Origin of the sequence: Rhodoferax koreense, assembly GCF_001955695.1 — a bacterium.
Lineage (GTDB): Bacteria > Pseudomonadota > Gammaproteobacteria > Burkholderiales > Burkholderiaceae_C > Rhodoferax_B > Rhodoferax_B koreensis.
Map to the genome: position 1 here is coordinate 759,543 of NZ_CP019236.1, position 24,202 is coordinate 783,744.

The 24,202-nt window shown below is 61.6% G+C and carries 17 protein-coding genes and 2 tRNA genes; 1 reads left to right on the forward strand and 18 read right to left on the reverse strand.

Features of this window, described 5'->3' with window-relative positions; translation table 11 throughout:
• Nucleotides 1-6 precede the first annotated feature (6 nt).
• Together RD110_RS03650 and RD110_RS03655 are read right to left on the reverse strand one after the other, a co-directional pair.
• The gene (locus RD110_RS03650) at nucleotides 7-2,100 is read right to left on the reverse strand and encodes a DEAD/DEAH box helicase family protein (protein WP_076196793.1); all 2,094 of its coding nucleotides are present in this window, start codon (nucleotides 2,098-2,100) and stop codon (nucleotides 7-9) included.
• 80 nt (nucleotides 2,101-2,180) lie between these two features.
• Entirely contained in the window at nucleotides 2,181-3,926 is a 1,746-nt protein-coding gene (locus RD110_RS03655; protein ID WP_157900050.1) for a DUF262 domain-containing protein, read from the reverse strand.
• A 369-nt stretch (nucleotides 3,927-4,295) separates the two neighbouring features.
• Here RD110_RS03655 and RD110_RS03660 point away from each other — a divergent pair, with 369 nt between their 5' ends.
• Nucleotides 4,296-4,511, forward strand: a complete 216-nt coding sequence (locus RD110_RS03660; RefSeq protein ID WP_239467249.1) for a helix-turn-helix transcriptional regulator — start codon at nucleotides 4,296-4,298, stop codon at nucleotides 4,509-4,511.
• Here RD110_RS03660 and RD110_RS03665 read toward each other — a convergent pair.
• The 16 genes from RD110_RS03665 to RD110_RS03740 all read right to left on the reverse strand — a co-directional run bounded on the left by RD110_RS03665 (nucleotide 4,447) and on the right by RD110_RS03740 (nucleotide 24,194).
• Nucleotides 4,447-5,781 carry a tyrosine-type recombinase/integrase gene (locus tag RD110_RS03665; RefSeq protein ID WP_076196795.1) on the reverse strand — a complete coding sequence of 445 codons (1,335 nt, stop codon included), beginning with the start codon at nucleotides 5,779-5,781 and terminating at the stop codon, nucleotides 4,447-4,449. The two genes, RD110_RS03660 and RD110_RS03665, sit on opposite strands and share 65 nt — an antisense overlap.
• Nucleotides 5,782-5,953: 172 nt before the next feature.
• Nucleotides 5,954-6,029, reverse strand: a tRNA-Phe gene (locus RD110_RS03670).
• 18 nt (nucleotides 6,030-6,047) lie between these two features.
• Entirely contained in the window at nucleotides 6,048-6,743 is a 696-nt protein-coding gene (locus RD110_RS03675) for a response regulator (RefSeq protein WP_076196797.1), read from the reverse strand.
• Nucleotides 6,744-6,805: 62 nt separating this feature from the next.
• Nucleotides 6,806-9,121, reverse strand: coding sequence for a sensor histidine kinase (locus tag RD110_RS03680; protein WP_076196799.1), 2,316 nt, complete (start codon nucleotides 9,119-9,121; stop codon nucleotides 6,806-6,808).
• Entirely contained in the window at nucleotides 9,118-9,735 is a 618-nt protein-coding gene (locus RD110_RS03685) for a DUF4390 domain-containing protein (RefSeq protein ID WP_239467164.1), read from the reverse strand. The genes RD110_RS03680 and RD110_RS03685 overlap by 4 nt, the downstream gene beginning before the upstream one ends.
• Nucleotides 9,725-11,029, reverse strand: coding sequence for a 16S rRNA (cytosine(967)-C(5))-methyltransferase RsmB (gene rsmB / locus RD110_RS03690; protein ID WP_076196803.1), 1,305 nt, complete (start codon nucleotides 11,027-11,029; stop codon nucleotides 9,725-9,727). Before rsmB ends, RD110_RS03685 begins: the two co-directional genes overlap by 11 nt.
• Nucleotides 11,030-11,241: 212 nt before the next feature.
• Nucleotides 11,242-11,748, reverse strand: a complete 507-nt coding sequence (locus tag RD110_RS03695) for a LemA family protein (RefSeq protein WP_076196805.1) — start codon at nucleotides 11,746-11,748, stop codon at nucleotides 11,242-11,244.
• Between the two features lie 148 nt (nucleotides 11,749-11,896).
• Nucleotides 11,897-16,120, reverse strand: a complete 4,224-nt coding sequence (gene rpoC, locus RD110_RS03700; RefSeq protein ID WP_076196807.1) for a DNA-directed RNA polymerase subunit beta' — start codon at nucleotides 16,118-16,120, stop codon at nucleotides 11,897-11,899.
• A gap of 27 nt (nucleotides 16,121-16,147) precedes the next feature.
• Nucleotides 16,148-20,260 (reverse strand): DNA-directed RNA polymerase subunit beta, encoded by a 4,113-nt coding sequence (gene rpoB, locus RD110_RS03705; protein WP_076196809.1) that lies wholly within the window; start codon nucleotides 20,258-20,260, stop codon nucleotides 16,148-16,150.
• 265 nt (nucleotides 20,261-20,525) lie between these two features.
• The gene (gene rplL, locus RD110_RS03710) at nucleotides 20,526-20,900 is read right to left on the reverse strand and encodes a 50S ribosomal protein L7/L12 (protein ID WP_076196811.1); all 375 of its coding nucleotides are present in this window, start codon (nucleotides 20,898-20,900) and stop codon (nucleotides 20,526-20,528) included.
• 39 nt (nucleotides 20,901-20,939) lie between these two features.
• The gene (gene rplJ, locus RD110_RS03715; protein WP_076196813.1) at nucleotides 20,940-21,482 is read right to left on the reverse strand and encodes a 50S ribosomal protein L10; all 543 of its coding nucleotides are present in this window, start codon (nucleotides 21,480-21,482) and stop codon (nucleotides 20,940-20,942) included.
• Nucleotides 21,483-21,723: 241 nt separating this feature from the next.
• Nucleotides 21,724-22,419, reverse strand: coding sequence for a 50S ribosomal protein L1 (gene rplA, locus RD110_RS03720; protein WP_076196815.1), 696 nt, complete (start codon nucleotides 22,417-22,419; stop codon nucleotides 21,724-21,726).
• Nucleotides 22,420-22,851 (reverse strand): 50S ribosomal protein L11, encoded by a 432-nt coding sequence (gene rplK, locus RD110_RS03725; protein WP_076196817.1) that lies wholly within the window; start codon nucleotides 22,849-22,851, stop codon nucleotides 22,420-22,422.
• Nucleotides 22,852-23,009: 158 nt separating this feature from the next.
• Nucleotides 23,010-23,624, reverse strand: coding sequence for a transcription termination/antitermination protein NusG (nusG, locus tag RD110_RS03730; protein WP_076196819.1), 615 nt, complete (start codon nucleotides 23,622-23,624; stop codon nucleotides 23,010-23,012).
• Nucleotides 23,624-24,007: a preprotein translocase subunit SecE gene (gene secE / locus RD110_RS03735; protein ID WP_076196821.1), complete on the reverse strand. Its 384-nt coding sequence runs from the start codon at nucleotides 24,005-24,007 to the stop codon at nucleotides 23,624-23,626. Before secE ends, nusG begins: the two co-directional genes overlap by 1 nt.
• Before the next feature lie 111 nt (nucleotides 24,008-24,118).
• Nucleotides 24,119-24,194 (reverse strand) — tRNA-Trp (locus RD110_RS03740).
• Between the last annotated feature and the right edge of the window lie 8 nt (nucleotides 24,195-24,202).

Below are 24,202 nucleotides of genomic sequence, written 5' to 3' on the forward strand. Positions count from 1 at the left end.
TCCTCTTTAGAGATCCATCAGGTTGAACTTCTTTTGGAGAGGCAAGATTTTCGCGCGTGCCTCACCGGAATTGATCGCGAGATCTGCAAACTCCACGAATCGGACTAGCTCTTTGCGAAGCAGGCTACGCTCCGATTCGCCGACGACGCCCTCTTCGGGCGGGACAACGACCATGTCATAAACGACTGCAGCGTCTTTGCCTGGGGCGCGTCGAAGAACGCGCCCCCGCCGTTGGATGAACTGCCGGGGATTGCTGCTACTGGCCAAGATAATTGCAGTCTGAATAGAGGGAATATCGACGCCTTCATCGAGGCAACGGATTGCGACAAGGCCCTGCAGGGTCCCATCATCGATTCCCTTGCGCAGAACTTCGCGTTGGTCGAGATTCTCATCGGCCGTGTACTTCGACACGCGCATCCCCAAATCGCTTCCCAGCAAGCGCATCGCTTCGTCAACTTGCCGCGCAACTCCTAAGTCAGTTTCCGTTTCCACCGTTCCGTCGCCGCAGTAAACGAGAAAATGACTTTGCCCTTGGAGGGTCGACGAGAACAACTGCGTGAGTGCCACCAGTTTGTTGCGGGCAGATGCAACCAGTCTTCCTCGCTCAAGCAGTTGGAACTTCAACGAAGTTGACTCCGCGTCGGCATTCCACAGTTTCGCGATCTTGGCGCTGATCTCCAGATACCGCTTGCGCTCGTCGTCGTCCAGCTCAATGAGAATTGGAACGTACCTGTAAGGCACCAGTACGCCTTTATTCAGCGCCATCTTGAGCGTGAACTTCGGCTCTATGACCGGACCAAAATAGTTGAATATTCGAGCAGTTCCCTCAAGATCGAACCACCGTTCGGGCGTGGCCGAAAGCCCCAGTCTCAAAGTAATTTTTTCGGGAAGAGCCGAAGCGAGGTTCTCTGAACCCAGGTTATGCACTTCATCACCAACAATGAAGGTCGTGGCAGGGAAGTACCGCAGCCGGCTTTGAAAGGAATCAGAAGAGAAGGTGCTGTTGGTTGTCAGCACGCACATGAATTTGCGCGTTCCACTATGCACGTCGTTCAGCTGTGCGGTCAATCGCTCGGCCCATCGATTGATGGACTCGAATGCCAGCAGAGGGTCAAAGCCAAAGCTCTCTGCCTCCCTGCACCACTGCTGAACAAGATGTCTGTATGGGCAGACAACGATAAGGGCTTGCAGCCCCATTTGTTCATAAAGCCGCACAGCCGCGGCGAGGGCGGTGATTGTTTTGCCCGCGCCGGTGGCCATTTGCAGGACACCCTTTCCCCCTGCTGCTACCCAGTTGCGAATTCCGAGCAACTGATGATCCTGCAATCGGATAGTCTCGGGAATTTGCGGGCTGCGCGGTCCGCGCTTGGTACGACGTACCTGCTCTTCGTCAGGATCGAATTCTGGAGGCTGGTCCCGGCGAAATTTCGCCAATACCTCTTTCGCGATCTCGGTGAAGTCCTCCACCAAGAGGGCCGGATTACCAGGTGCGCCGGCCCACAAGTCATCGAAGTCAGCAGCCTTCGCCCTCGTACGGCCATGTGGGTCATCCCATGACCAATACACGTCGATCGATTCAAAGTTTGAGACCAACCCGCCAGTGGTTTCGTTCTGTGAACCCGTGAATGCGATCATCGCGCCAGACGAGTCTTCGAAGACACCAATTTTCTCGTGATAGATGCCCCGGCCTAGCTTCCCGGTGCGGGGGTCGACGCGCAGGGCCAGCTTGATCTCAAGCGCGTTGATCGAAATCAGCCAGGCCAGTGCATTCAATCGCTCTCGTTCGAGTTCATCCTGGAGTTGCTCAAGCTCAGTTTCGAAAAGCTTGCGAATTCGCTGACCTCGACTTTCGTAGCCCTTCTCGATGGCTTCGGTGTCCTCGGCAGACAGCTGCGGCGAGGTAATCAGCTGAATTTTCCCTCCCGACTTGATCAACCGTGCGGCGCCGCGCGCGGCGAGGCTCAACGACCCGCTGGTGAAGTATCCAACCGCACGACGGTACAGCACCGCATTGGTCATGCACGGCACATAGAAGTCATCGACGACGTTCCCCGCGTCTGATCGATAGGAGATCTTTGGCTTGATGCTCTGGAGGCTCATGACTAGCCAAGCCCTGCAGCTTCTACGCTGGTGAGCCCGATACCGTGGATCCGTTGGTCATGGCCGTACTTCATGACGGTTCAGACCACAAATATCTTCAGAGCCATCGTCTTGAGTCCTTCTTTCCAGGCATTGACGGCCGCCACGTTCCAAACCGCTAGGGATGAAATCTGGACATTGAGTGAGATGGTTGACTTGGCAAATACCGCCTTCTTCTGTAGAAATGGCTTGTTGCCTACTGCATCATTGTCTGTTGGCCCGAGAATGGTGAGATTGCCTAGTGACTGTACGACCGGTGTTAAGTGGGGATCGCTCGGCGAGCTGTTTTGTGGGTAAATGTGCTCGAGAGTTGTATTGGCAAAGTCGAGAACCCGAGACTTGTCTTTGCACACCGGAGCCCCGTTCGCACCGTCCTGATACCAGCGGGCATAGTGCTCGATGGTCATCAGGAAGTACTTGATCGTTTTGTTACTTGCAAGGGTTGAGTACTCCAATTCGCCAAGGGCGGTCGTGAACCGACTGTCGCTGGCGTGGGTAAGCAAGAGCGGTTGCAAATCTGCCCTTAGCGTCGTCACTTTATATGTCGATGGGGCAGCCCTAATTGCCACCGCATGCTTGTTATAAACGTTGGTCGCAGGTCCGATATGAGCATTCGAAACACTTTTATAGCGAAAGACGAACCGCTCCAACATCTGAACGATATCGGAGAACGTTTTCTGCTTCAGCGCAGTGGCGGCGATCAGCAGCGGGATGCAGTTCGTGTGTTTCAACTCGCGGAGCAGCAGCCCCAACCGGTCTCGGTCCCAAGCAGTGACAGTTGAATGACCTGGCAGTGGCCATTGTCCGTCCAACATCAAGGCGATCTTCTTGAAGTCCTTTCCGAGGTTTTCGACAGCGGTTACCAGGCTAGCAGCTTGACTTGCCGTAAGAACAGCGGGGTGGCTAGGGATGAGATGCTGAAGAAATTCATCATAGAGCGTCGTCTTGCCCGGCCGTTTCCCAGTGTGTGACGCGAATATCCATCGCAAGACTTCTTCGACCCGGCCTGGAGCCTCACTTAGGATGTCGTCCCAACATTTTTCGATTCGATCCAGCTGCTCTTGAGTTGCGACGGCATCCAAGACCTCCATCGTCTTCGCACGCAATAGCTCGCCTTCCGTGAGTCCAACACCGCGATCGTTGAGGACTTGGAAAAGGTTGTATGCATGTTGGACAGTGGTTGTTTCCATGTGGATCACCGTCCAGTCGACCTCCAAGACTTTCGCAATATTGGCAAGCTGAGTGACTTTTTGATGATCAATTGATTCCTGGGCAACAAGGTCGGCGATGTACTTGCCAAGCGATACGTAGGCCGCCTTGAGGAGCTTGTGGGACGTTCGCTCGGCGTCGTCGGGATTGTTCCCTTGAATCAATTGCACAAAGAATAGGTAGTCTGGCTTTGAGAGCTCCAGACGGGCGACGTCCTCAACCTTGAGGGAAACCGTGTCGTCCAGTCGCAAGAACTGGGCGCGCAGCGTGCCTGCACGGTCTTCGAGAAATTTGCGCAAAGAGCCATCTGCATCCGCGACAAGCTTTGTAGAAAGCTCCAACATTACGTTTATGACTTGCGCGACCAAGATCACAAACGTCGCGAGGCGCTGCTGTCCATCTATAACTTCAAGCTTGGTCGCGCTTCCGGCATGCGGTCTGGCTACTGTCACCAGGCCGCCGAAAAAATGTGGGCGCTCCTGCGATGCCTTTCGCGCCTTCAGGCTGCCGGCAAGATCTGCCTTGAGGTCATCGATCTCTTCGGCGGTCCACGCATAGTGGCGCTGGTACTTCGGCACCCTGAAGATTCTCGTGGGACCGAACAGTCCTGCAATGCTCTCATGACGAGGTGTGATGACCAAAATGCCTCCGTGGAATCGGCATTTCCCACGCCGGGCATGCCTATCTGTTCATTTTGTAACAGTGTAAACAGATTCTGAGGCAGGCAGCTATCGTTTCTCGAGCGGACTTGAACACGCCTGAACCCAAGGGAACCGCTAGCTTGTACCTGCTGCGCTGCGGGTTGCTGCCGTGAGTTTGCCTGGAACGCTATGGGACGCATTCTTGGGCATTTGGACCATATCGAGATCGACATGCACTTTCATCAGTCGCTGCCCAAACCCAGCATTTCCAAGGCTCCCCCCGCGTTCTACCGGTTACGCGATGTCATGCGGATCACGGCTCTGAGCAGGTCCACCATCTATCGCCGCGTTGCCGAGGGCCGATTTCCAGCGCCCGTCCATCTTGGCGGTCGCGCCTCGGCGTGGTCTAGCGCCACTTTGCAACAGTGGATCGATGACCCAGAGAACTATGGCGTGCTTACGCGGCAAGCCTGGGCGCTTCAGCCGGTCCCCCTAGGGGCTCATGCCTCGGTTTTGGAGTGAGGCCGCGCAGCTCAATCCACGGGGTTACTGATTTTTCTTCTGCCAGGTCGTCGAGCAAATTGGCCCATAGCTGAACCATTTCACGACGTTGGGCCAGGAAGGTGGCGCGGTCGTAGCTGCCGCCTAGTTCCTCGTCTGATACATGGGCAAGGTGGCGTTCAATCACGTCACGGTCCCATCCCAGCAGCTCTCGGATAAGGGTTCGCGCCGTGGCGCGGAAGCCGTGCCCCGTAATTTGCTCCCTCGTGTCGTAGCCGAGTGTTCGTAAAGCACTGTTTAGGGTGTTGTCGCTCATATATCGGCTTGCCTCCGAGCGCTTCGCCATGCTTTTGAAGATGGGACCGGCCGGTCCTGTAAGCGGAAAGATGTCGCGGAGAATGTCGATCGCTTGCGTAGGCAACGGGACCACGTGGGCAGGCGTCCGAATGTCCCGCTTCATCCATTCGCGTAGCTTCATCTTTTCGGGAGGGCATCGCCACAGGGCCTTCTCGAAATCGATGTCCTCCCAGTCTGCGAGGCGCAATTGCCCTGGGCGCTGAAACAGCATTGGGGACAGCTGAAGCGCGGCGCGCGTTATGACGTGGCCGTTGTAGCCGCGGATGTCGCGTAGCAGTTGACCCAGTTTCCCTGGATCTGTGATGGCGGGATAGTGACGCGCGCGTGGTGGCGGCAGGCCGCCGGTCCGGCTATTCACAAAATTCTTTGCTGGCTCCAATGCCCCGACGTCCACTGCGTACTGGAAGGCGTGCTGGACGACCTCTCGCACGCGTTGCGCGGTCTCAAGATTGCCCCGCTCCTTGATACGGTGCAGGCAGCGCACGAGTTCGGTTGGCTTGATAGCCTCCATAGTCAAAGAGCCAAGCCACGGAAAGATGTGCAGCTCCAGATGCCGCATGACCTTTTCGGCGTAGTTCAGGGACCATTCACGGTCTTTCTGGGCTTGCGCGTGCCAAGCTCGCGCCATCAACTCAAATGTATTGAGCTTCGCCGCCCTATCGCGCTCAGCTTGATCCCGGCGGGACTCCCGCGGGTCAATCCCGCCTGCTCGTTTCTCGCCCTCTTCCCGGGCCTTCTTTCGCGCCAGGGCTAGGCCTACTACCGGATAGGCGCCCAAGCTGAGCTTTGCCTGTTTGCCTGCCTGCTTGTACCGGTAGATCCACACCTTGCCGTTCGGCCTGACGCGAAGGTAGAGCCCTTCGCCGTCAGAAAGCAGGTATTCGTTGCCGCGCGGATTGGCCGCTTTGATCTGGAGTTCGGTGAGCTGTCCCATGGTGTACCCCCGGAGAGACTGAAGTTAAAAATCAGTCTGGGGTACACCTAGGGGTACACGCAAGAACGGGACGTTCTGGGATTCAGTGACACCGCTTGAGCCGCCTTTTCAGGCTAAGCCCTTGATTTACAAGGACTTGTGAGCTGACTTGGGATCTACTGAGAAAGAAAGATGGTGGCCTGGGGCGGAATCGAACCACCGACACAAGGATTTTCAATCCTCTGCTCTACCGACTGAGCTACCGGGCCTGAGCCTTCAATTATATATCAAACCAGACCGCGTTTTCCACGTCCGAGGTCCACACCGAGCTGTTTTAATTTGCGGTAGAGATGGGTGCGTTCCAGGCCGGTCTGTTCGGCCACGCGGGTCATCGAGCCGCCTTCCTGGGCGAGGTGGAACTCGAAGTAGGCTTTTTCGAAGCCGTCGCGGGCTTCGCGCAGGGGTTTGTTGAGGTCGAAGGCCTGGCGGGCCTGCGGGCCGAGGTCGGCCATGGCGAGCATGGCCGGGTTGTTCTGGCCGATGGCCATGTCGGCGACTTCCTGGCGGTCGTCGATGGCGCCCGGGCCGCGGCCCAGCGCGGCGGCGGGCAGACGGGCCGGCGTGCGGGCCAGGGCCTGTTCCACGGCCTTGAGCAGCTTTTGCAGCGTGATCGGCTTTTCGAGGAACGAGTGGGCGCCGATCTTGGTGGCTTCGACGGCGGTGTCGATGGTGGCGTGGCCGCTCATCATGATCACGGGCATGGTCAGCGCGCCGGAGGACGACCATTCCTTGAGCAGGGAGACGCCGTCGGTGTCCGGCATCCAGATGTCGAGCAGGACCAGGTCGGGGCGGCCACGCAGGCGCGCGGCGCGGGCCTGGGCAGCGTTTTCAGCCAGTTCGATGGTATGGCCTTCGTCGTTCAGGATTTCCGAGAGCAGGTCCCGGATCCCCAGTTCGTCGTCGACCACCAATATGTTTGCCATGTGAAATCGGATCCCGATAGAAAAATGAAGCGTGAAAGCCGGTAGCCTGTAGCATTTTGTTGCTAGATCGCCACATTGGGGCTGGTGGCGAATGATAACGACACTTGGGCGCCTTCAATGATCCCGTCGGTAACTCTGTTGGTCAGGTCGATGCGCGCGCCGTGTTCGTCGGCGATCTTCTTCACCACCGCCAGGCCCAGCCCGGTGCCGCGCGCCTTGGTGGTGACGTACGGCTCGAAGGCGCGCTTGAGGATGTGCTCGGGGAAGCCGGTGCCGTGGTCCAGCACCACCAGGCGCACGCGCTGCACCGATGGAATCCATTGCGTGCGCAGCAGCACGGCGGGCGTGTCGGCTTCGGGGTGGGCCTTCTGTGCGGACTCGGTGGCATCCTGCGCGTTCTGCAGCAGGTTGTGGATCACCTGGCGCAGTTGCTGGGCGTCACCCAGGATCAGCGGGCAGTCCGGGGCGAGGTCGGTCTGCACGGCCACGGTGGCGTTGTCGGCGTCATAGAGCTGCAGGATGTCCAATACGAGCGCATTCAAATCCACGGGCTTCAGTTCGGCCGCGGGCAGGCGCGCATAGTCGCGGAATTCGTTGACCAGCCGTTTCATCGCGTCGACCTGGTCGACGATGGTCTTCACGGATTTCTTCAGCAAAGCCTGGTCCGTGCCTTCGACCTTGCTGGCGAGTTTCATCTCCAGCCGTTCGGCCGAGAGCTGGATCGGCGTGAGCGGGTTCTTGATTTCATGGGCCAGCCGGCGTGCCACCTCGCCCCAGGCCTGGGAGCGTTGCGCGGACACGATCTCGGAAATATCGTCGAACACCAAAAGCCTTGTCGCGTCCGGCAGTTCTGCGCCTCTAGCTACCAAAGTAATAGCATCCTGGGAAAATGGCGACTGCGTGGCATGCAGCTCGAAAGATTGCTGCCAGTGGTCCAACCCATGCTGCCCGCGTTCGCTGAGGAACATCTCGAACTGCGCCTGCACCCGTTCGGCAAAGGCTTCGAGGCCGGGCACGCCGGCCAGCGGCCGGCCTTCGTGCGCGGCCAGCGGCACACGCAGGATGCGGGTGGCGCCGGGGTTGGCCGATTCGATCCGACCCTGGGCGTCGAGCACGATCACGCCGGCCGTGAGGTTGTCCAGGATGGTCTGCAGGTTGGCCCGCGCGGCCACCACCTGGGCCATGCTGAGGTCGACGGCGTTGCGCGCGTCGGCGAGTTGCTGGGTCATGTCGGCGAACGACCGCGTGAGGCCGCCGAGTTCGTCCTTGCCCTGCAGCACGGCCTTGGGCGTGAGGTCGCCGGCGGCCACCTGGCGCACGCCGTCGGCCAGCAGCAGCAGGGGCCGTGCGAGTTGGTTGCCCAGCAGCACGGCCAGCAGCACCGCGCCGAAGACGGCCAGGAACAGGCTCAGCGTGAGGGTGCCGATGTACATGCGCTTCAAGCCGTTGCGCGCCAGCGCGCGTTCCTGGTATTCGCGGTTGGCCGCCTGCACGGCCAGGGCGTCGTTCACCAGTTGTGGCGGCAGGCTCTGCACCACCTGCAGGAAACGCGGCTCGGCCAGCAATCCGACGTTCGACGTCGGCACCAGCACGATGGCCTTGATGTGCGCCTTGGGTGCGGATGATCCGTCGGTGCCGCCCGTCTCGTCGAAGCCCTCGACGACGGAAGTGGCGCGTTGCGCGCGCACCTGCCGCAGTTGCTGGGCGCTCGGCCGCTCGGGGTTGAGCAGGAACTTGGACTGGCCCACGCTGGCGATCATCTGGCCGGCGTTGCTCCACAGCACGACGTCGTTCACGCCGAGCTGGTCGCGGATGCGCTCCAGCGTGAGGCCGGCCGCGGCGTCGGGGGTTTCGGTGAGCAGGGCGCTGGCGCCGCGGGCCTTGCTGGCCAGGTCGTTGGACAACACGTCGAGCGTGGTGCGGCCGAGGTTCACGCCGGCATCGAGTGCGCCTTCGACCTTCACGTCGAACCAGCTTTCGATCGAGCGCGCCACGAACTGGTAGGACACCACGTAGATCAGCAGCCCGGGCGCCAGGCCCACCAGCGCAAAGATCATCGCCAGCTTGACCAGCAGCCGGCTGCCGAACTTGCCACGGCGCAGGCGGACCAGCAGGCGCGCCGCGATCCACGCGATCACCGCCAGCAACACGCCGGCCACGACCATGTTGATGACGAACAGCCGGGCGTAATTGCGCTCGTAGAGTTCGCGGTTGTTGGTGGACAGCGTGAGCAGGAACAGCAGCACCAGGCCGACCCCAATCACCGCCGCCGCGCCGATGCCCATGGCCCAGCGCAGCGCGCGCGAATTCTGCAGGCTGCGGCGCGAACCCGGTTCGTGTGGCGGCGTGCCGGCCGGTGAGCCGGATGCGGGGCTCACTTGGTGCCGCCTTCGAAGACCAGGCGGAAGCTGCGGTTGACCGACAGGTTCCAGTCGGATTGGCCGACGGCGCCGATCTGGAAAGGACGCGGCAGCTGAGACACGTCCAGCCGGAAGCTGAATTCGACATGCAGCCGGGAATCGGGCTCGACCTCGGCCACGTCGGCGATCTTCCAGCGCGCGAAACGCTGCACCGCGGCCATCGCGTCGGAAAGCGAATCGAAACTCTGGTTGAGCGTGACGCCCAGGCCGGAATTGCCGATCGGTGTCGGCGCCACGTTGAGCCGCCAGCGGCGCGTCAACGGCTGGAACGACAGCCGCATGTGGCGGGCTTCGGTGCTGAGTTTCTGGTCGGCCCAGTACCAGCGGTCGCGGAAGAGTTCCGCCTCGGCCACGAAATACATCGGAATGCCCTTGCGCAGGGCATCCTCCACGGGTGCACTGAGGTCGAACTTGAGGTTGGCCGAGAGGAAAACGCCGCCTTCGGTCCAGTCGAGCTGCATCTGCTGCACATCGATCTGCGTGCCCTGCGCGCGCGCCGGGACCGCCGCCAGCAGCATCGCCGTGGCCATGAGCCAGGCGCAGGCCAGCCACGCGGCCTTTTTAGACCACACGTTTTTCCAGCAGGGCGTAGAAGAAACCGTCGTTGTCACCCAATCCATTGTCCGAGAAGGTCTGCCCATCCACCCCGTTTTGGGGCATCAAATGGCCGGGAGAAGGCCTGAATACGGCATCGGTGTGGCGTGTTAGAAACGTTTCGATCTGTTCCCGGCCTTCGGCCTGGAACACCGAGCAGGTGCAGTACAGCATGCGCCCGCCGGGCCGCAGCAGGGGCCAGAGCCGGTGCAGCAGCTGGGCCTGGATGCCCGCCAGCTGCGCGATGTCGCTCTCGCGGCGCAGCCAACGCACGTCCGGATGGCGGCGCACGATGCCCGAGGCGGTGCACGGGGCGTCGAGCAGGATGCCGTCGAACGGCAGGCCGTTCCACCAGGCGTCGGGGTTGGCGGCGTCGGCGGCCACCACCTCGGCCCGCAGGCCCAGGCGCTGCAGGTTCTGGTGGATGCGCTCGCAGCGCTGGGCGTCGATGTCCAGCGCGGTCACGTGGGCATCGGCCAGCTCCAGCAGGTGCGCGGTCTTGCCGCCGGGCGCGGCGCAGGCGTCGAGCAGGCGCAGCGGCTGGCGGGTGTCGAGCTCGCGCAGCAGCAATGGTGCGGCCAGTTGCGCGGCCGCGTCCTGCACGGAAAACGTGCCACTTTCGAAGCCGGGAATGGCCTGGACCGGATGCGGCGCGTTGAGTTGCACGCCGGAAGCACCGACGGCTTCCGCTCCGATATTAGTAGCGGTCAACGCAGCAATGAAATGCGCTACGGTGGATTTTCTTTGGTTGATCCGCAAGGTCATCGGCGCGTGGCGGTTGTTCGCGGCCAAGACGGCCTGCCAGCGTTCGGGCTGTTCCTTCTTCAGCCGCTGGATCCACCAACGCGGATGGTTCCAGACCGCCACCGGGTCACGTTCGCTGATCGCCACCAACTCCTCGCGTTCGCGCAGGAAACGGCGCAGGCAGGCGTTCAGAAAAGAGGCCTGCGCCTTGGCCGGGCCGCGGTTGGCGGCTTCCACGGCCTGGTTGACCAGGGTGAACGGCTCGTAGGGCGCGTCTTCCGCGCGCCACGCCAGGGCCAGCGCCAGGCACAACAAGGCGTCGGCCTTGGGCGGCGGCGTGCGGTTGGCCAGCAGGCTGCGCAGCACCTCGGCCCGGCCGAGATGGCGCAGCGCGTGGAACACCAGGGCCTGCACACCGGGGCGGAGGGGGGCATCGACGGCGGCCAGGGCCGGCGTGGCCGAGGTGCCTTCGCGGATGGCCTGCAGCACGCTGGCCGCAGCCTGCAACTGGCGCCACAGCGGGGTCAAAGCCGCGTGAGAAGGGGCAACAGCAGGGGCAACAGCAGGGGTGTGAGCGGCGGGTGGAATGGATTTGTTCAAACGGTGGTGGCGACCCGCGCGGCGCGGGCCCTGTGGAAAGCAAAAAGGCGTTGTGAATGGGCGGCGGGTGAGTGCCTGCGGCCCAGGGTCGGCGAAATGTAGCAGGTGTGTGTCAAGCGATGGCCTTCGTCGTTTGGCGCTCAGGCGGGCGGCAGGGCCAGCGGCTGGGCCTTGCGAAAGCCGAACAGCCAGGCCAGCAGGGCGGCCGGGAATTGGGTGACGGCGGCGTTGTAGGCCAGGACCGAGGCCGTGAATTCCCGCGCGGCCATCCCGGCTTCGCGGTAGATGTCCGCCCAAGGCTGCGGCCCGGAGACGGTATCGGCGGTATCGGCGGCCTCGGCCGCGCGTCGCCAAGCCATCTGCAGCACCGCGCAGGCGGCACCGAGCGCCGCCATCGCCTCGGCGTCCAGCGGCTTGATGCGTGCCACGGCCAGCGAGGCGGCGAACTGCGTGGCCGCACCCTGCACATCGGCCGGCAGCGGCGCCGCGGCCACCACATGTTCGGTGAAGCGCTGCAGCTTCGGTTCGAGCAAGGTGAAGGCGCGCAGCGCTTCCGAGCGCAGCCGCACCAACCGGTTGTAGGCGCCCACGCCCCAGAACAGCAACACGGCGGCAATGCTCCAGCCGAGCAGATGGCCGGAAATCATGCATCGCCCCTGGCTGGGCGCCGGATCACGGGCAGTGGTTTCAACATGGCGGCAGGCTCATAAAAAAACACCTCGAATCCATGGGCATGAATTCGAGGTGTCGTCACGCCAAAAGGCGGTCGGGGAGGCGACGGGGCTTTATGCGCCCTTAGTCGGCCGCGCTGCCTTCACCCGCCTCGGAGACGGCGGTTTCTTCCTGGGCGCTGGCCAGTTCGGCGGCTTCGGACTCGGCAATGGCGCGGCGCTCGGCGTCGTCCATCAGGTCCTTGGCCTTGCGTGCCTGGTGGTAAGCCATGCCGGTGCCGGCGGGGATCAGCCGGCCCACGATCACGTTTTCCTTCAGGCCGCGCAACTCGTCGCGTTTGCCCATGATGGCGGCTTCGGTCAGCACCCGCGTGGTTTCCTGGAAGGAAGCGGCGGAGATGAACGAGTCGGTCGACAGCGATGCCTTGGTGATACCGAGCAACAGGTTGGTGTACGTGGCGGGGATCTTGTCCTCGCCGCGCAACGCGTCGTTGGTGTCCAGCATTTCGCTGCGCTCGACCTGTTCGCCGGCGATGTAGCCGGAGTCGCCGACGTTCTCGACGACCACACGGCGCAGCATCTGGCGCACGATCACTTCGATGTGCTTGTCGTTGATCTTCACGCCCTGCAGGCGGTAGACGTCCTGCACTTCGTCGACGATGTAGCGCGCCAGTTCTTCCATGCCCAAGAGGCGCAGGATGTCCTGCGGATCGGCCGGGCCGTCCACGATCGACTCGCCCTTGTTGACCACCTGGCCTTCGTGCACCAGGATGTTCTTTTCCTTGGGAATGAGTTCGTCCCAGATCTTGCCTTCGGGATCGGTGATCTGCAGGCGGACCTTGCCCTTGGTTTCCTTGCCGAACGACACGGTACCGGTCATTTCGGCCAGCATGCCCTTGTCCTTCGGCGTACGGGCTTCGAACAGCTCGGCCACACGTGGCAGACCGCCGGTAATGTCCCGCGTCTTCTGGCCTTCGACCGGAATCCGCGCCAGCACTTCGCCGGGGCCCACTTCCTGGCCGTCGCGCACCTGCACCAGGGCGCCGATCGGGAAGCCGATGGTCACCGAGTGGTCGGTGCCCGGGATCTTCACTTCGTTGCCCGTGCCGTCGATCAGCTTGACCTGCGGGCGCACGACCTTGGCCGCGCCGCGGCGCTTCGGATCGATGACCACCATGGTCGACAGACCGGTCACTTCATCGACCTGCTTCGCGACGGTCAGACCTTCTTCGACGTTCTCGAACTTGGTCGTACCGGCGAACTCGGTGATGATCGGACGCGTCAGCGGATCCCACGAAGCCAGCGGCGTGCCGGCCTTGATGACCTGGTCGGCCTTGACGGCCAGCACCGCGCCGTAAGGCACCTTGTGGCGTTCGCGCTCGCGGCCGTGTTCGGAGATGATGATCTCGCCCGAACGAGCAATCACGACCAGTTCGTTCTTGCTGTTGGTCACGTAGCGCATCGTGGCGTTGAAGCCGATGCTGCCGTTGGACTTGGCTTCGACGCTCGAGGCCACGGCGGCGCGCGATGCGGCGCCACCGATGTGGAACGTGCGCATGGTCAGCTGCGTGCCGGGTTCACCGATGGACTGCGCGGCGATCACGCCGACGGCTTCGCCGATGTTGATCAGGCCGCCACGGCCCAGATCGCGGCCATAGCACTTGGCGCAGATACCGAAGCGGGTGGCGCAGGTCAGGGCGGTACGCACCTTCACTTCGTCCACGCCCTGGGCTTCGAGTTCTTCGATGTTGTCTTCGTCGAACATCTCGCCGGCCTTCAGCACCACCGAGCGGTTTTCCGGGTGCAGCACGTCGTCGGCTGCGGTGCGGCCGAGCACGCGGTCGCGCAGCGATTCGATGACTTCACCACCTTCGACGATGGCGCGCATCAGCGAACCTTCGTGCGTGCCGCAGTCGTCTTCGGTGACGACCAGATCCTGCGTCACGTCGACCAGGCGGCGCGTCAGGTAGCCGGAGTTGGCCGTCTTCAACGCCGTATCGGCCAGACCCTTACGCGCACCGTGGGTGGAGATGAAGTACTCCAGCACGTTCAGACCTTCGCGGAAGTTCGCGGTGATCGGCGTCTCGATGATCGAGCCGTCCGGCTTGGCCATCAGGCCCCGCATGCCGGCCACCTGGCGGATCTGCGCGGCGGAACCACGCGCACCGGAGTCGGCCATCATGTAGATGGAGTTGAAGGATTCCTGGTCCACTTCCTTGCCGTTGCGGTCCAGGACCTTCTGCTTGGACAGCTGGGCCATCATCACCTTGGACACTTCGTCGCCCGACTTGCCCCAGATGTCCACCACCTTGTTGTAACGCTCGCCGGAGGTCACCAGACCCGAGACATACTGCTGCTCGATCTCTTTGACTTCCTTCTGGGCGCGCTCGATGATGCCGTGCTTTTCCTTGGGCACGAGCATGTCGTCGATGCAAATCGAGATGCCGGCCTTGGTCGCCAGGCGGAAGCCCGACTGCAGCAGCTTGTCGGCGAACACCACGGTTTCCTTCAAGCCGCACTTGCGGAAGGAGACGTTGATCAGCTTCGAGATTTCCTTCTTCTTCAACGCCTTGTTGATGTTGGAGAAGGGCAGGCCCTTGGGCAGGATCTCGGACAGCAACGCACGGCCGCCGGTGGTTTCCCACAGCTTGGTCGACGGCACGAATTCGCCGGTGGCCTTGTCCTTGGTGTACTCGGTCAGGCGCACGTTGATGCGTGCGTTCAGGTCGAGTTCACCCGCGTCGAACGCGCGGCGCACTTCGCCGGTGTCGGAGAACACCAGGCCTTCGCCCTTGCCGTTGACGCGGTCACGCGTCGTGTAGTACAGGCCCAGCACCACGTCTTGCGACGGCACGATGGAGGGTTCGCCATTGGCCGGGAACAGGATGTTGTTGGAGGCCAGCATCAGCGTGCGGGCTTCCATCTGCGCTTCGACGGACAGCGGGACGTGGACGGCCATCTGGTCACCGTCGAAGTCGGCGTTGAAGGCCGAGCAGACGAGCGGATGCAGCTGGATGGCCTTGCCTTCGATCAGGATCGGCTCGAAAGCCTGGATGCCCAAACGGTGCAGCGTCGGCGCACGGTTCAGCATGACCGGGTGTTCCTTGATGACTTCTTCAAGAATGTCCCAGACCACCGGCGTGCCGGATTCGACTTCCTTCTTCGCGGCCTTGATGGTGGTCGCGATGCCCATGGCTTCCAGGCGCGAGAAGATGAAGGGCTTAAACAGTTCGAGCGCCATCAGCTTGGGCAGGCCGCACTGGTGCAGCTTGAGCGTCGGGCCGACCACGATGACCGAACGGCCCGAGTAGTCGACGCGCTTGCCCAGCAAGTTCTGGCGGAAACGACCGCTCTTGCCCTTGATCATGTCGGCCAGCGACTTGAGCGCACGCTTGTTGGCGCCGGTCATGGCCTTGCCGCGGCGGCCGTTGTCGAGCAACGAGTCCACGGCTTCCTGCAGCATGCGCTTTTCGTTGCGCGCAATGATTTCCGGTGCCTTCAACTCGAGCAGGCGGCGCAGCCGGCTGTTGCGGTTGATGACGCGGCGGTACAGGTCGTTCAGGTCGGAGGTCGCGAAGCGGCCGCCGTCCAGCGGCACCAGCGGACGCAGGTCCGGCGGCAGCACGGGCAGTACTTCCAGCACCATCCACTCGGGCTTGATGCCCGACTTCTTGAAGGCTTCGAGCAGCTTCAGGCGCTTGGCGTTCTTCTTGATCTTGACTTCGGAGCCGGTCAGGTCGTTGCGCAGCTTCTCGATCGACGCGTCGATCTCGATGCCTTCGAGCAGGTCCTTGATGCCTTCGGCGCCCATCTTGGCCACGAACTCGTCGCCGTATTCCTTGGTCTTCGCGTCATAGTCGTCTTCCGACATGATCGAATACTTCTTCAGCGGGGTCATGCCGGGGTCGGTGACCACGTACGCTTCGAAATACAGCACGCGTTCGATGTCGCGCAGCGTCATGTCGAGCACCAGGCCCAGACGCGACGGCAGCGACTTCAGGAACCAGATGTGCGCGCAGGGTGCGGCCAGATCGATGTGGCCCATGCGCTCGCGGCGCACCTTGGTCTGCGTCACTTCCACGCCGCACTTCTCGCAGATCACGCCGCGGTGCTTCAGGCGCTTGTATTTGCCGCACAGGCATTCGTAGTCCTTGATGGGCCCGAAGATCTTGGCGCAGAACAGGCCGTCGCGTTCTGGCTTGAACGTGCGGTAGTTGATGGTTTCCGGCTTCTTCACTTCGCCGAAAGACCACGAGCGGATTTTTTCAGGCGAAGCCATGCCGATGCGAATCGCATCGAAATGCTGATCGGGCGTGAATTGCTTGAACAGGTCGAGTAATGATTTCATGAGTTAAATCCTTTTCTTTCCTGTGAATTAGCTGCGTTCGAGTTCGATGTCGATACCCAACGAGCGGATTTCCTTGACCAGCACGTTGAACGATTCCGGCATGCCGGCTTCGATCGCGTGTTCGCCCTTGACGATGGATTCGTACACCTTGGTGCGGCCGACCACGTCGTCGGACTTCACCGTCAGCATTTCCTGCAGGGTGTAGGAAGCGCCGTAGGCTTCCAGTGCCCACACTTCCATTTCCCCGAAACGCTGGCCGCCGAACTGTGCCTTGCCGCCCAGCGGTTGCTGCGTGACGAGCGAGTACGGGCCGGTCGAGCGGGCGTGCATCTTGTCGTCCACCAGATGGTGCAGCTTCAAGAAGTGCATGTAGCCGACGGTGGTCGTGCGCTCGAATGGATCGCCGGTGCGGCCGTCGTAGAGCTGCGCCTGGGTACGCGCTTCGGTCAAGCCCTTGAGCTTGGCGATGTCGTCCGGATAGGCCAGCTTGAGCATGGTGCGGATGTCTTCCTCGGAAGCACCGTCGAACACCGGCGTCGCGAACGGCACGCCGTGCGACAGGTTGGCCGCCATCTCCAGCACATCGGTATCGCTGAGCTGGGACAGGTCTTCCTTGCGGCCCGACTTGTTGTACAGCTCGTCCATGAACGTGCGCAGTTCCGAGACCTTGGCCTCGGCCTGCAGCATGTCGCCGATGCGTTGGCCGATGCCCTTGGCGGCCCAGCCGAGGTGAACCTCGAGCACCTGGCCGACGTTCATCCGCGAGGGCACGCCCAGCGGGTTCAGGCAGATGTCGCACGGCGTGCCGTCGGCCATGTAGGGCATGTCTTCAACCGGAACGATCTTGGACACGACACCCTTGTTACCGTGGCGGCCGGCCATCTTGTCGCCGGGCTGCAGGCGGCGCTTGACGGCCAGGTAGACCTTGACCATCTTCAGCACGCCGGCAGGCAGTTCGTCGCCCTGCGTGAGCTTCTTGCGCTTTTCTTCGAAGCCCAGGTCGAAGCTGTGGCGCGTCTGCTCGAGCGAGTTCTTGATCGACTCGAGCTGGGACGCCACTTCCTCGTCGGCCGGACGGATGTCGAACCAGTGGAATTTCTCCACCGACGACAGGTAGGCCTTGTCGAGTTTGGTGCCCTTGGCCAGCTTCTGCGGGCCGCCGTTGGCGACCTTCCCGATCAGCAGCTTCTCGATCCGGTCGAAGGCGTCGGCCTCGACGATGCGCAGCTGGTCGTTCAGGTCGAGGCGGAAGCGCTTGAGTTCATCGTCGATGATCTGCTGGGCGCGCTTGTCGCGCTGGATGCCTTCGCGGGTGAACACCTGCACGTCGATGACCGTGCCTTGCGAGCCCTGGTCCACGCGCAGCGAGGTGTCCTTCACGTCGGAAGCCTTCTCGCCGAAGATCGCACGCAGCAGCTTTTCTTCCGGCGTCAGCGTGGTCTCGCCCTTCGGCGTGACCTTGCCGACCAGCGTGTCGCCGGGCATGACTTCGGCGCCCACGTAGATGATGCCGGACTCGTCCAGGCGGTTGAGTTGCTGCTCGGACAGGTTAGGGATGTCGCGCGTGATTTCTTCGGCACCGAGCTTGGTGTCGCGTGCCATCACCACCAGTTCCTCGATGTGGATCGAGGTGTAACGGTCATCGGCCACGACGCGTTCGCTGATCAGGATCGAATCTTCGAAGTTGTAGCCGTTCCATGGCATGAACGCGATCAGCATGTTCTGGCCGATGGCGATTTCGCCGAGGTCGGTGGAAGCGCCGTCGGCGATCACGTCACCCTTGGCCAGCTTGTCGCCCTTCTTCACGATGGGACGCTGGTGGATGTTGGTGTTCTGGTTGGAACGCTGGTACTTGATCAGGTTGTAGATGTCCACGCCCACTTCGCCAGCGGCCGCTTCGGCGTCGTTCACGCGGATCACGATGCGGGTCGCGTCCACGTAGTCGACGATGCCGCCGCGCGTGGCGGTGACCACGGTGCCGGAGTCGACCGCGGCGACGCGTTCGATCCCGGTGCCGACCATCGGCTTTTCCGGGCGCAACACGGGCACGGCCTGGCGCGACATGTTGGCACCCATCAGCGCGCGGTTCGCGTCATCGTGCTCGAGGAACGGCACCAGCGAGGCCGCCACGGAGACGATCTGCGCGGGCGACACGTCCATGTACTGCACGCGTTCGGCGCTGACCAGGATGGATTCACCCTTTTCACGTGCGGAGACCAGGTCGCCGGTGAGCTTGTTGTCCTTGTCCAGCGCCGCATTGGCCTGGGCGATTACGTACTTGCCTTCTTCGATGGCCGACAGGTAGTCGATCTCGTTGGTGACCTGGCTGTTGGCCACGCGGCGGTACGGCGTCTCGATGAAGCCGTATTCGTTCAGGCGCGCGTACAGCGCCAGCGAGTTGATCAGGCCGATGTTCGGACCTTCCGGCGTTTCGATCGGGCAGACGCGGCCGTAATGGGTCACGTGCACGTCGCGCACTTCGAAGCCGGCGCGTTCGCGGGTCAAACCGCCCGGGCCAAGTGCCGAAACACGGCGCTTGTGGGTGATTTCGGCCAGCGGGTTGGTCTGGTCCATGAACTGCGACAGCTGCGAGGCGCCGAAGAATTCCTTCAACGCGGCCGAGATCGGCTTGCTGTTGATCAGGTCGTGCGGCATCAAGGGCTCTTGCTCGGCCTGGCCGAGACGTTCCTTCACGGCCTTTTCGATCCGGGCCAGGCCGGCGCGGTACTGGTTCTCGGCCAGTTCGCCGACGCAGCGCACGCGGCGGTTGCCCAGGTGATCGATGTCATCGACTTCGCCGCGGCCATTGCGCAGGTCCACGAGGATCTTGACCACGGCCAGGATGTCTTCGTTGGTCAGCACCATCGGGCCGGTGGGCTCGTCGCGGCCCATCTTGGCGTTGAACTTCATGCGGCCGACGCGCGACAGGTCGTAGGTGTCCGGGTTGTAGAACAAGCGCTGGAACAGGGCCTGCACCGCGTCTTCCGTCGGTGGTTCGCCGGGACGCATCATGCGGTAGATGGCCACGCGGGCGGCGAACTCGTCCACGGTTTCGTCACCGCGCAGGGTCTGCGAGATGTAGGCGCCCTGGTCGAGTTCGTTGGTGTAGATGCATTGCAGGTCTTGCACGCCGGCGCTGCGCAGCTTCTTCAGCAGCGCTTCGGTCAGCTCGTCGTTGGCCTTGGCGATGATCTCGCCGGTGTCGCCGTCGACGATGTTGCGGGCCACCACGCGGCCGACCAGGAAGTCTTCGGGCACGCTGATGTGCGTGGTGCCGGACTGCTCCAGGTCGCGCGTGTGGCGGGCCGTGACGCGCTTGTCCTTGGCCACGATGACCTTGCCGGACTTGTCGGTGATGTCGAAACGCGCGACTTCACCGCGCAGGCGCTCGGAGACGAACTCCATCTGCGCACCGCTGTCCATGAGACGGAAGTTGTCGTTGACGAAGAAGTTGGCCAGGATCGATTCCGGCGTCAGGCCGATGGCCTTGAGCAGGATCGTGACCGGCATCTTGCGGCGGCGGTCGACGCGGAAGTACAGCACGTCCTTCGGATCGAATTCGAAGTCGAGCCAGGAACCGCGGTAGGGGATGATGCGTGCGGAGAACAGCAGCTTGCCCGAGCTGTGCGTCTTGCCCTTGTCGTGTTCGAAGAACACGCCGGGCGAACGGTGCAGCTGGGACACGATCACGCGTTCCGTGCCGTTGATGATGAACGAACCCTTTTCGGTCATGAGCGGCACTTCGCCCATGTAGACCTCTTGTTCCTTCACTTCCTTCACGACCTTCGACTGGGAGGTGGAGGACTCGCGGTCGTAAATGATGAGCTGCACCTTGGCGCGCACGGCCGAGGCGAAGGTCAGGCCGCGCGTCTGGCATTCGCGCACGTCGAACGCCGGTTTGGCGAGGTTGTATTCCACATACTTCATCTCGACGAAACCGTTGTGCGAGACGATCGGGAATGCGGCTTCAAAAGCGGCTTGCAAACCTTCGGCGGTGCGCTTCTGCGGCGCGGCGTCAGCCTGCAAAAACGCGGTGTACGCGTCTTTTTGCATTTGCAGGAGGTAGGGGACTTCGAGCACGCTGTCGCGGCTGCCGAAATTTTTACGAATGCGTTTGCGTTCGGTGTACGTATAAGCCATGAGATCTCCGGGGCAAGGACTTGGGAATCCTAGGGGTCCTGTCGAACTGTCGCGTCGGGCATCACACCCAACATTCTTGGCGGTTGGCCACTACCAACCATGGCGGACGATTGCGCGTTGCACGCAATCCGAACCAAGGCATCTTCTGCAGTCGGGGCCAGAAGACACTGAAAAACACGCCACTGGCGGGCTTTTCAGTATGTTCTCTACAAGCACGAAAGGCTGGGGCCCCTTTCGGAGTCCCCAGCCCTGTCGGCAAAGTCGATTACTTCAGTTCGACCTTGGCGCCGGCATCTTCCAGCTTCTTCTTGGCAGCATCGGCGTCAGCCTTGGCAATGCCTTCCTTGACAGCCTTCGGTGCGCCGTCGACCAGATCCTTGGCTTCCTTGAGGCCCAGGCCGGTGATTTCGCGCACGGCCTTGATGACCGACACCTTGTTCGCGCCGGCTTCGAGCAGCACAACGTTGAACTCGGTCTTTTCTTCCGCAGCAGGAGCAGCAGCGCCGCCGCCAGCAGCAGGAGCAGCCATGGCTGCTGCGCTCACGCCAAACTTCTCTTCGATGGCTTTCACCAGGTCGTTGAGTTCCATGACCGACATGCTGTCCAGCGCGGTCAAAAATGCGTCTTTATCGAATGCCATTTTGATTTCCTAAATATTGGTTAAAACTGCGCCGGGCCATCAGGCTGCGGCTGCCTCGGGTGCTGCATCGGCAGCCGTTTCGGCTGCTGGCGCGCCCGCGCCTTTTTTCTCGGCCAAAGCGGACAGCACACGGGCCGTACGCGAAATTGGCGATTGCATCAAGCCCAACAATTGCGCCAACAGCACTTCCTTCGAAGGAATGCTGGCCAACTGCTTCACGCCTGCGACGTCCAGGACTTTTCCACCGTAGGCGCCACCCCGAATCACCAACTTGTCGTTGGTCTTCGAGAATTCGGCCACCACTTTCGCGGCAGCCACGGCATCTTCGGAAAAGCCATAGATCAACGGGCCGGTCATCTGGTCGGACACGACTTCAAACGAGCTGCCTGCGACAGCACGGCGGGCCAGCGTGTTTTTCAACACGCTGAGCGTTACGCCGTTGCTGCGCGCGGTCGAGCGCAATTTGGTCATGTCAGCGACCGTGATGCCACGGTATTCCGCCATCACGAGCGTTTGAGCTTTAGCGGCGAGGCTGGTCACATCACTGATGACCGCTTCTTTCTCACTGCGATTCAGACTCAAGGTCTACTCCTTAAAAGTGTCGTCTGGCAAAAAGCCATTCAACACACCACTCTGCAGCGACCAACTGTTCAGGAATCAAATCCATCTGCAGCGGGATCGCCATCTGCGTTGGCTCTCACTGATTAAGCGCAGCTGAACTGCACACCAACGGTCTTGGATGACCCGCACGGCGAAAAATTCCTTCTCTGCCGCACGACCCACCACCTCGGCACCTTCTTGCGAAGACACCGAATTCTTGCGATTACGCTGCGATGGTTTGGGTGTCCACGCGGACGCCCACACCCATCGTCGACGAAATCGCGACTTTCTTCAGATACACACCCTTGCTGGTGGCCGGCTTGGCCTTGTTCAGCGCATCGATCAATGCGGCCAGGTTGCCCCGCAGCTTGTCGGAGTCAAACGAACGACGGCCGATGGTGCCGTGCACGATACCGGCCTTGTCGACGCGGAACTGCACCTGACCTGCCTTGGCGTTGCGGACGGCTTGCGCCACGTCCGGTGTGACCGTGCCGACCTTGGGGTTGGGCATCAGGCCGCGTGGGCCCAGGATCTGGCCCAGCGTACCGACGATGCGCATGGCGTCCGGCGCGGCGATGACCACGTCGAAAGGCATGTCGCCTGCCTTGATGCGGGCAGCCAGGTCATCCATGCCGACGATGTCGGCGCCGGCGGCCTTGGCTTCTTCAGCCTTGGCGCCTTGGGCGAACACAGCGACACGCTTGGTCTTGCCGGTGCCGTTGGGCAACACGACGGCGCCGCGCACCACTTGGTCCGACTTCTTGGCATCGACGCCGAGTTGCACAGCCACGTCGATCGACTCGTCGAACTTCGCGTTGGCGCATTCCTTGATCAGCACCAGGGCATCGCCCAGGGGGTACAGCTTGCCGCTGTCCACTTTGCCAACGAAGGCCTTTTGTTTCTTGGTCAGCTTGGACATTTAGACGCCCTCCACATTCACGCCCATGGAACGGGCGGTACCGGCGATGGTGCGAACAGCGGCGTTCAGATCGGCAGCCGTCATGTCCTTCATCTTGGTTTTTGCAATTTCTTCGAGCTGGGCACGCGTGATCTTGCCGACCTTGTCGCTGTGCGGACGGGCGGAACCCTTGTCCAGCTTGATGGACTTCTTGATCAGGACGGTCGCAGGCGGCGTCTTGATGATGAAGGTGAAGCTCTTGTCGGCAAAAGCGGTGATCACCACCGGCAGTGGCAGACCCGGCTCGACACCCTGGGTCTGCGCATTGAATGCCTTGCAGAATTCCATGATGTTCAGACCGCGCTGACCCAATGCGGGGCCGATCGGTGGGGATGGGTTGGCCTTACCAGCTGGCACTTGCAGCTTGATGAAACCGACGATTTTTTTCGCCATTTCTTTACTCCTTGCGGGTTTTAACGCCTGGAACCGTCAACATCGACCGTTCTGGCTCCCCGGGGGTTGCGACTCGCTTCAAACATCCATGCCGAGTCGAAAAGCATGGAATCCAATCGATGACGGCCCCAAGAGGGGCCTTGTCCGGAAAATGCGGGTCAGGTCTTCTCGATCTGACTGAACTCCAACTCCACCGGAGTGGCCCGGCCGAAGATGGTGACCGACACGCGGACCTTGCTCTTTTCGTAGTTGACTTCTTCCACCGAACCATTGAAGTCGGTAAACGGACCTTCCTTGACGCGGACCAGTTCACCCGGCAGGAATTCGATCTTGTGGCGAGGCTTGTCGCTGCCTTCCTGCATCTGGCTGACGATCTTCTGGACTTCGGCTTCCGAGATCGGTGCCGGGCGATTCTTGGCGCCACCGACGAAACCGGTGACCTTGTTGGTGTGTTTCACCAAATGCCAGGATTCGTCGTCCATGATCATTTCCACGAAAACGTAGCCTGGGAACAGGCGACGCTCGGTGGTCTTGCGCTGGCCGTTCTTGATCTCGACCACTTCTTCCGTCGGCACCAGGATGCGCGCGAACTTGCTCTGCATGCCCGACTGCGCAATGCGTTCGGTGATGTTGCGTTCCACCGCCTTTTCCATGCCCGAATAGGCATGGACGATGTACCAGCGCATGTCCGGGTTCACCGGGGCGGCTGGCGCAGCTTGCGTTTCAGGGGTTTCGGGCGTTTCAGCCGCGGAGGTTTCCACGATATCGGTCATTATTTTCTCCAGCCCAGAATCAGGTCATAAAACACCCACTCGAGTGTTTTGTCGGTCAGCCAGAGAAACAAGGCCATGATCACCACGAAGCCGAACACATACAGCGTCATCTGCACCGCTTCCTTGCGGGTGGGCCAGACGACCTTCTTGACTTCGCGCCAGGAATCGCGGCCGAAGGCGATCAGCTGCTTGCCGGGCTCGGAAACGACGAACACGCCGACCGCAGCAGCCAGGCCCACGATCAGCGCGCCCCACTGCGCCACCTGGCCTTGTTTGCCAAGCAGATAAAACGCTGCCAGCGCCGCCAGCACCAAGGCAGCCGCGACAGCGAGCTTGGCCTTGTCGGCGCCAGTACTGACAGTTTCAACTTGCGAAGTGGCCATTTTTGGCTATTTCCTGAATCTTATGCATGGTGTCCCTTGAGACACAGAAGCCCGTCAGGTCATGACGGGCTTGTTTTGCCACCTAATCTGTCAAATCGACATCGGTTTAGGTGGCAGGGGCAGTAGGAATCGAACCTACAACCTTCGGTTTTGGAGACCGACGCTCTGCCAATTGAGCTATACCCCTAGAGACTT

Excerpts from the sequence above, each read along its gene's own strand:
- rplL (WP_076196811.1), bottom strand. The coding sequence starts at position 20,900 with ATGGCATTCGATAAAGACGCATTTTTGACCGCGCTGGACAGCATGTCG.
- rplA (WP_076196815.1), bottom strand. The coding sequence starts at position 22,419 with ATGTCCAAGCTGACCAAGAAACAAAAGGCCTTCGTTGGCAAAGTGGAC.
- RD110_RS03695 (WP_076196805.1), bottom strand. The coding sequence starts at position 11,748 with ATGATTTCCGGCCATCTGCTCGGCTGGAGCATTGCCGCCGTGTTGCTG.
- RD110_RS03675 (WP_076196797.1), bottom strand. The coding sequence starts at position 6,743 with ATGGCAAACATATTGGTGGTCGACGACGAACTGGGGATCCGGGACCTG.
- secE (WP_076196821.1), bottom strand. The coding sequence starts at position 24,007 with ATGGCCACTTCGCAAGTTGAAACTGTCAGTACTGGCGCCGACAAGGCC.
- RD110_RS03665 (WP_076196795.1), bottom strand. The coding sequence starts at position 5,781 with ATGGGACAGCTCACCGAACTCCAGATCAAAGCGGCCAATCCGCGCGGC.
- RD110_RS03660 (WP_239467249.1), top strand. The coding sequence starts at position 4,296 with ATGCGGATCACGGCTCTGAGCAGGTCCACCATCTATCGCCGCGTTGCC.
- rplK (WP_076196817.1), bottom strand. The coding sequence starts at position 22,851 with ATGGCGAAAAAAATCGTCGGTTTCATCAAGCTGCAAGTGCCAGCTGGT.
- rpoC (WP_076196807.1), bottom strand. The coding sequence starts at position 16,120 with ATGAAATCATTACTCGACCTGTTCAAGCAATTCACGCCCGATCAGCAT.
- RD110_RS03650 (WP_076196793.1), bottom strand. The coding sequence starts at position 2,100 with ATGAGCCTCCAGAGCATCAAGCCAAAGATCTCCTATCGATCAGACGCG.
- rpoB (WP_076196809.1), bottom strand. The coding sequence starts at position 20,260 with ATGGCTTATACGTACACCGAACGCAAACGCATTCGTAAAAATTTCGGC.
- nusG (WP_076196819.1), bottom strand. The coding sequence starts at position 23,624 with ATGACCGATATCGTGGAAACCTCCGCGGCTGAAACGCCCGAAACCCCT.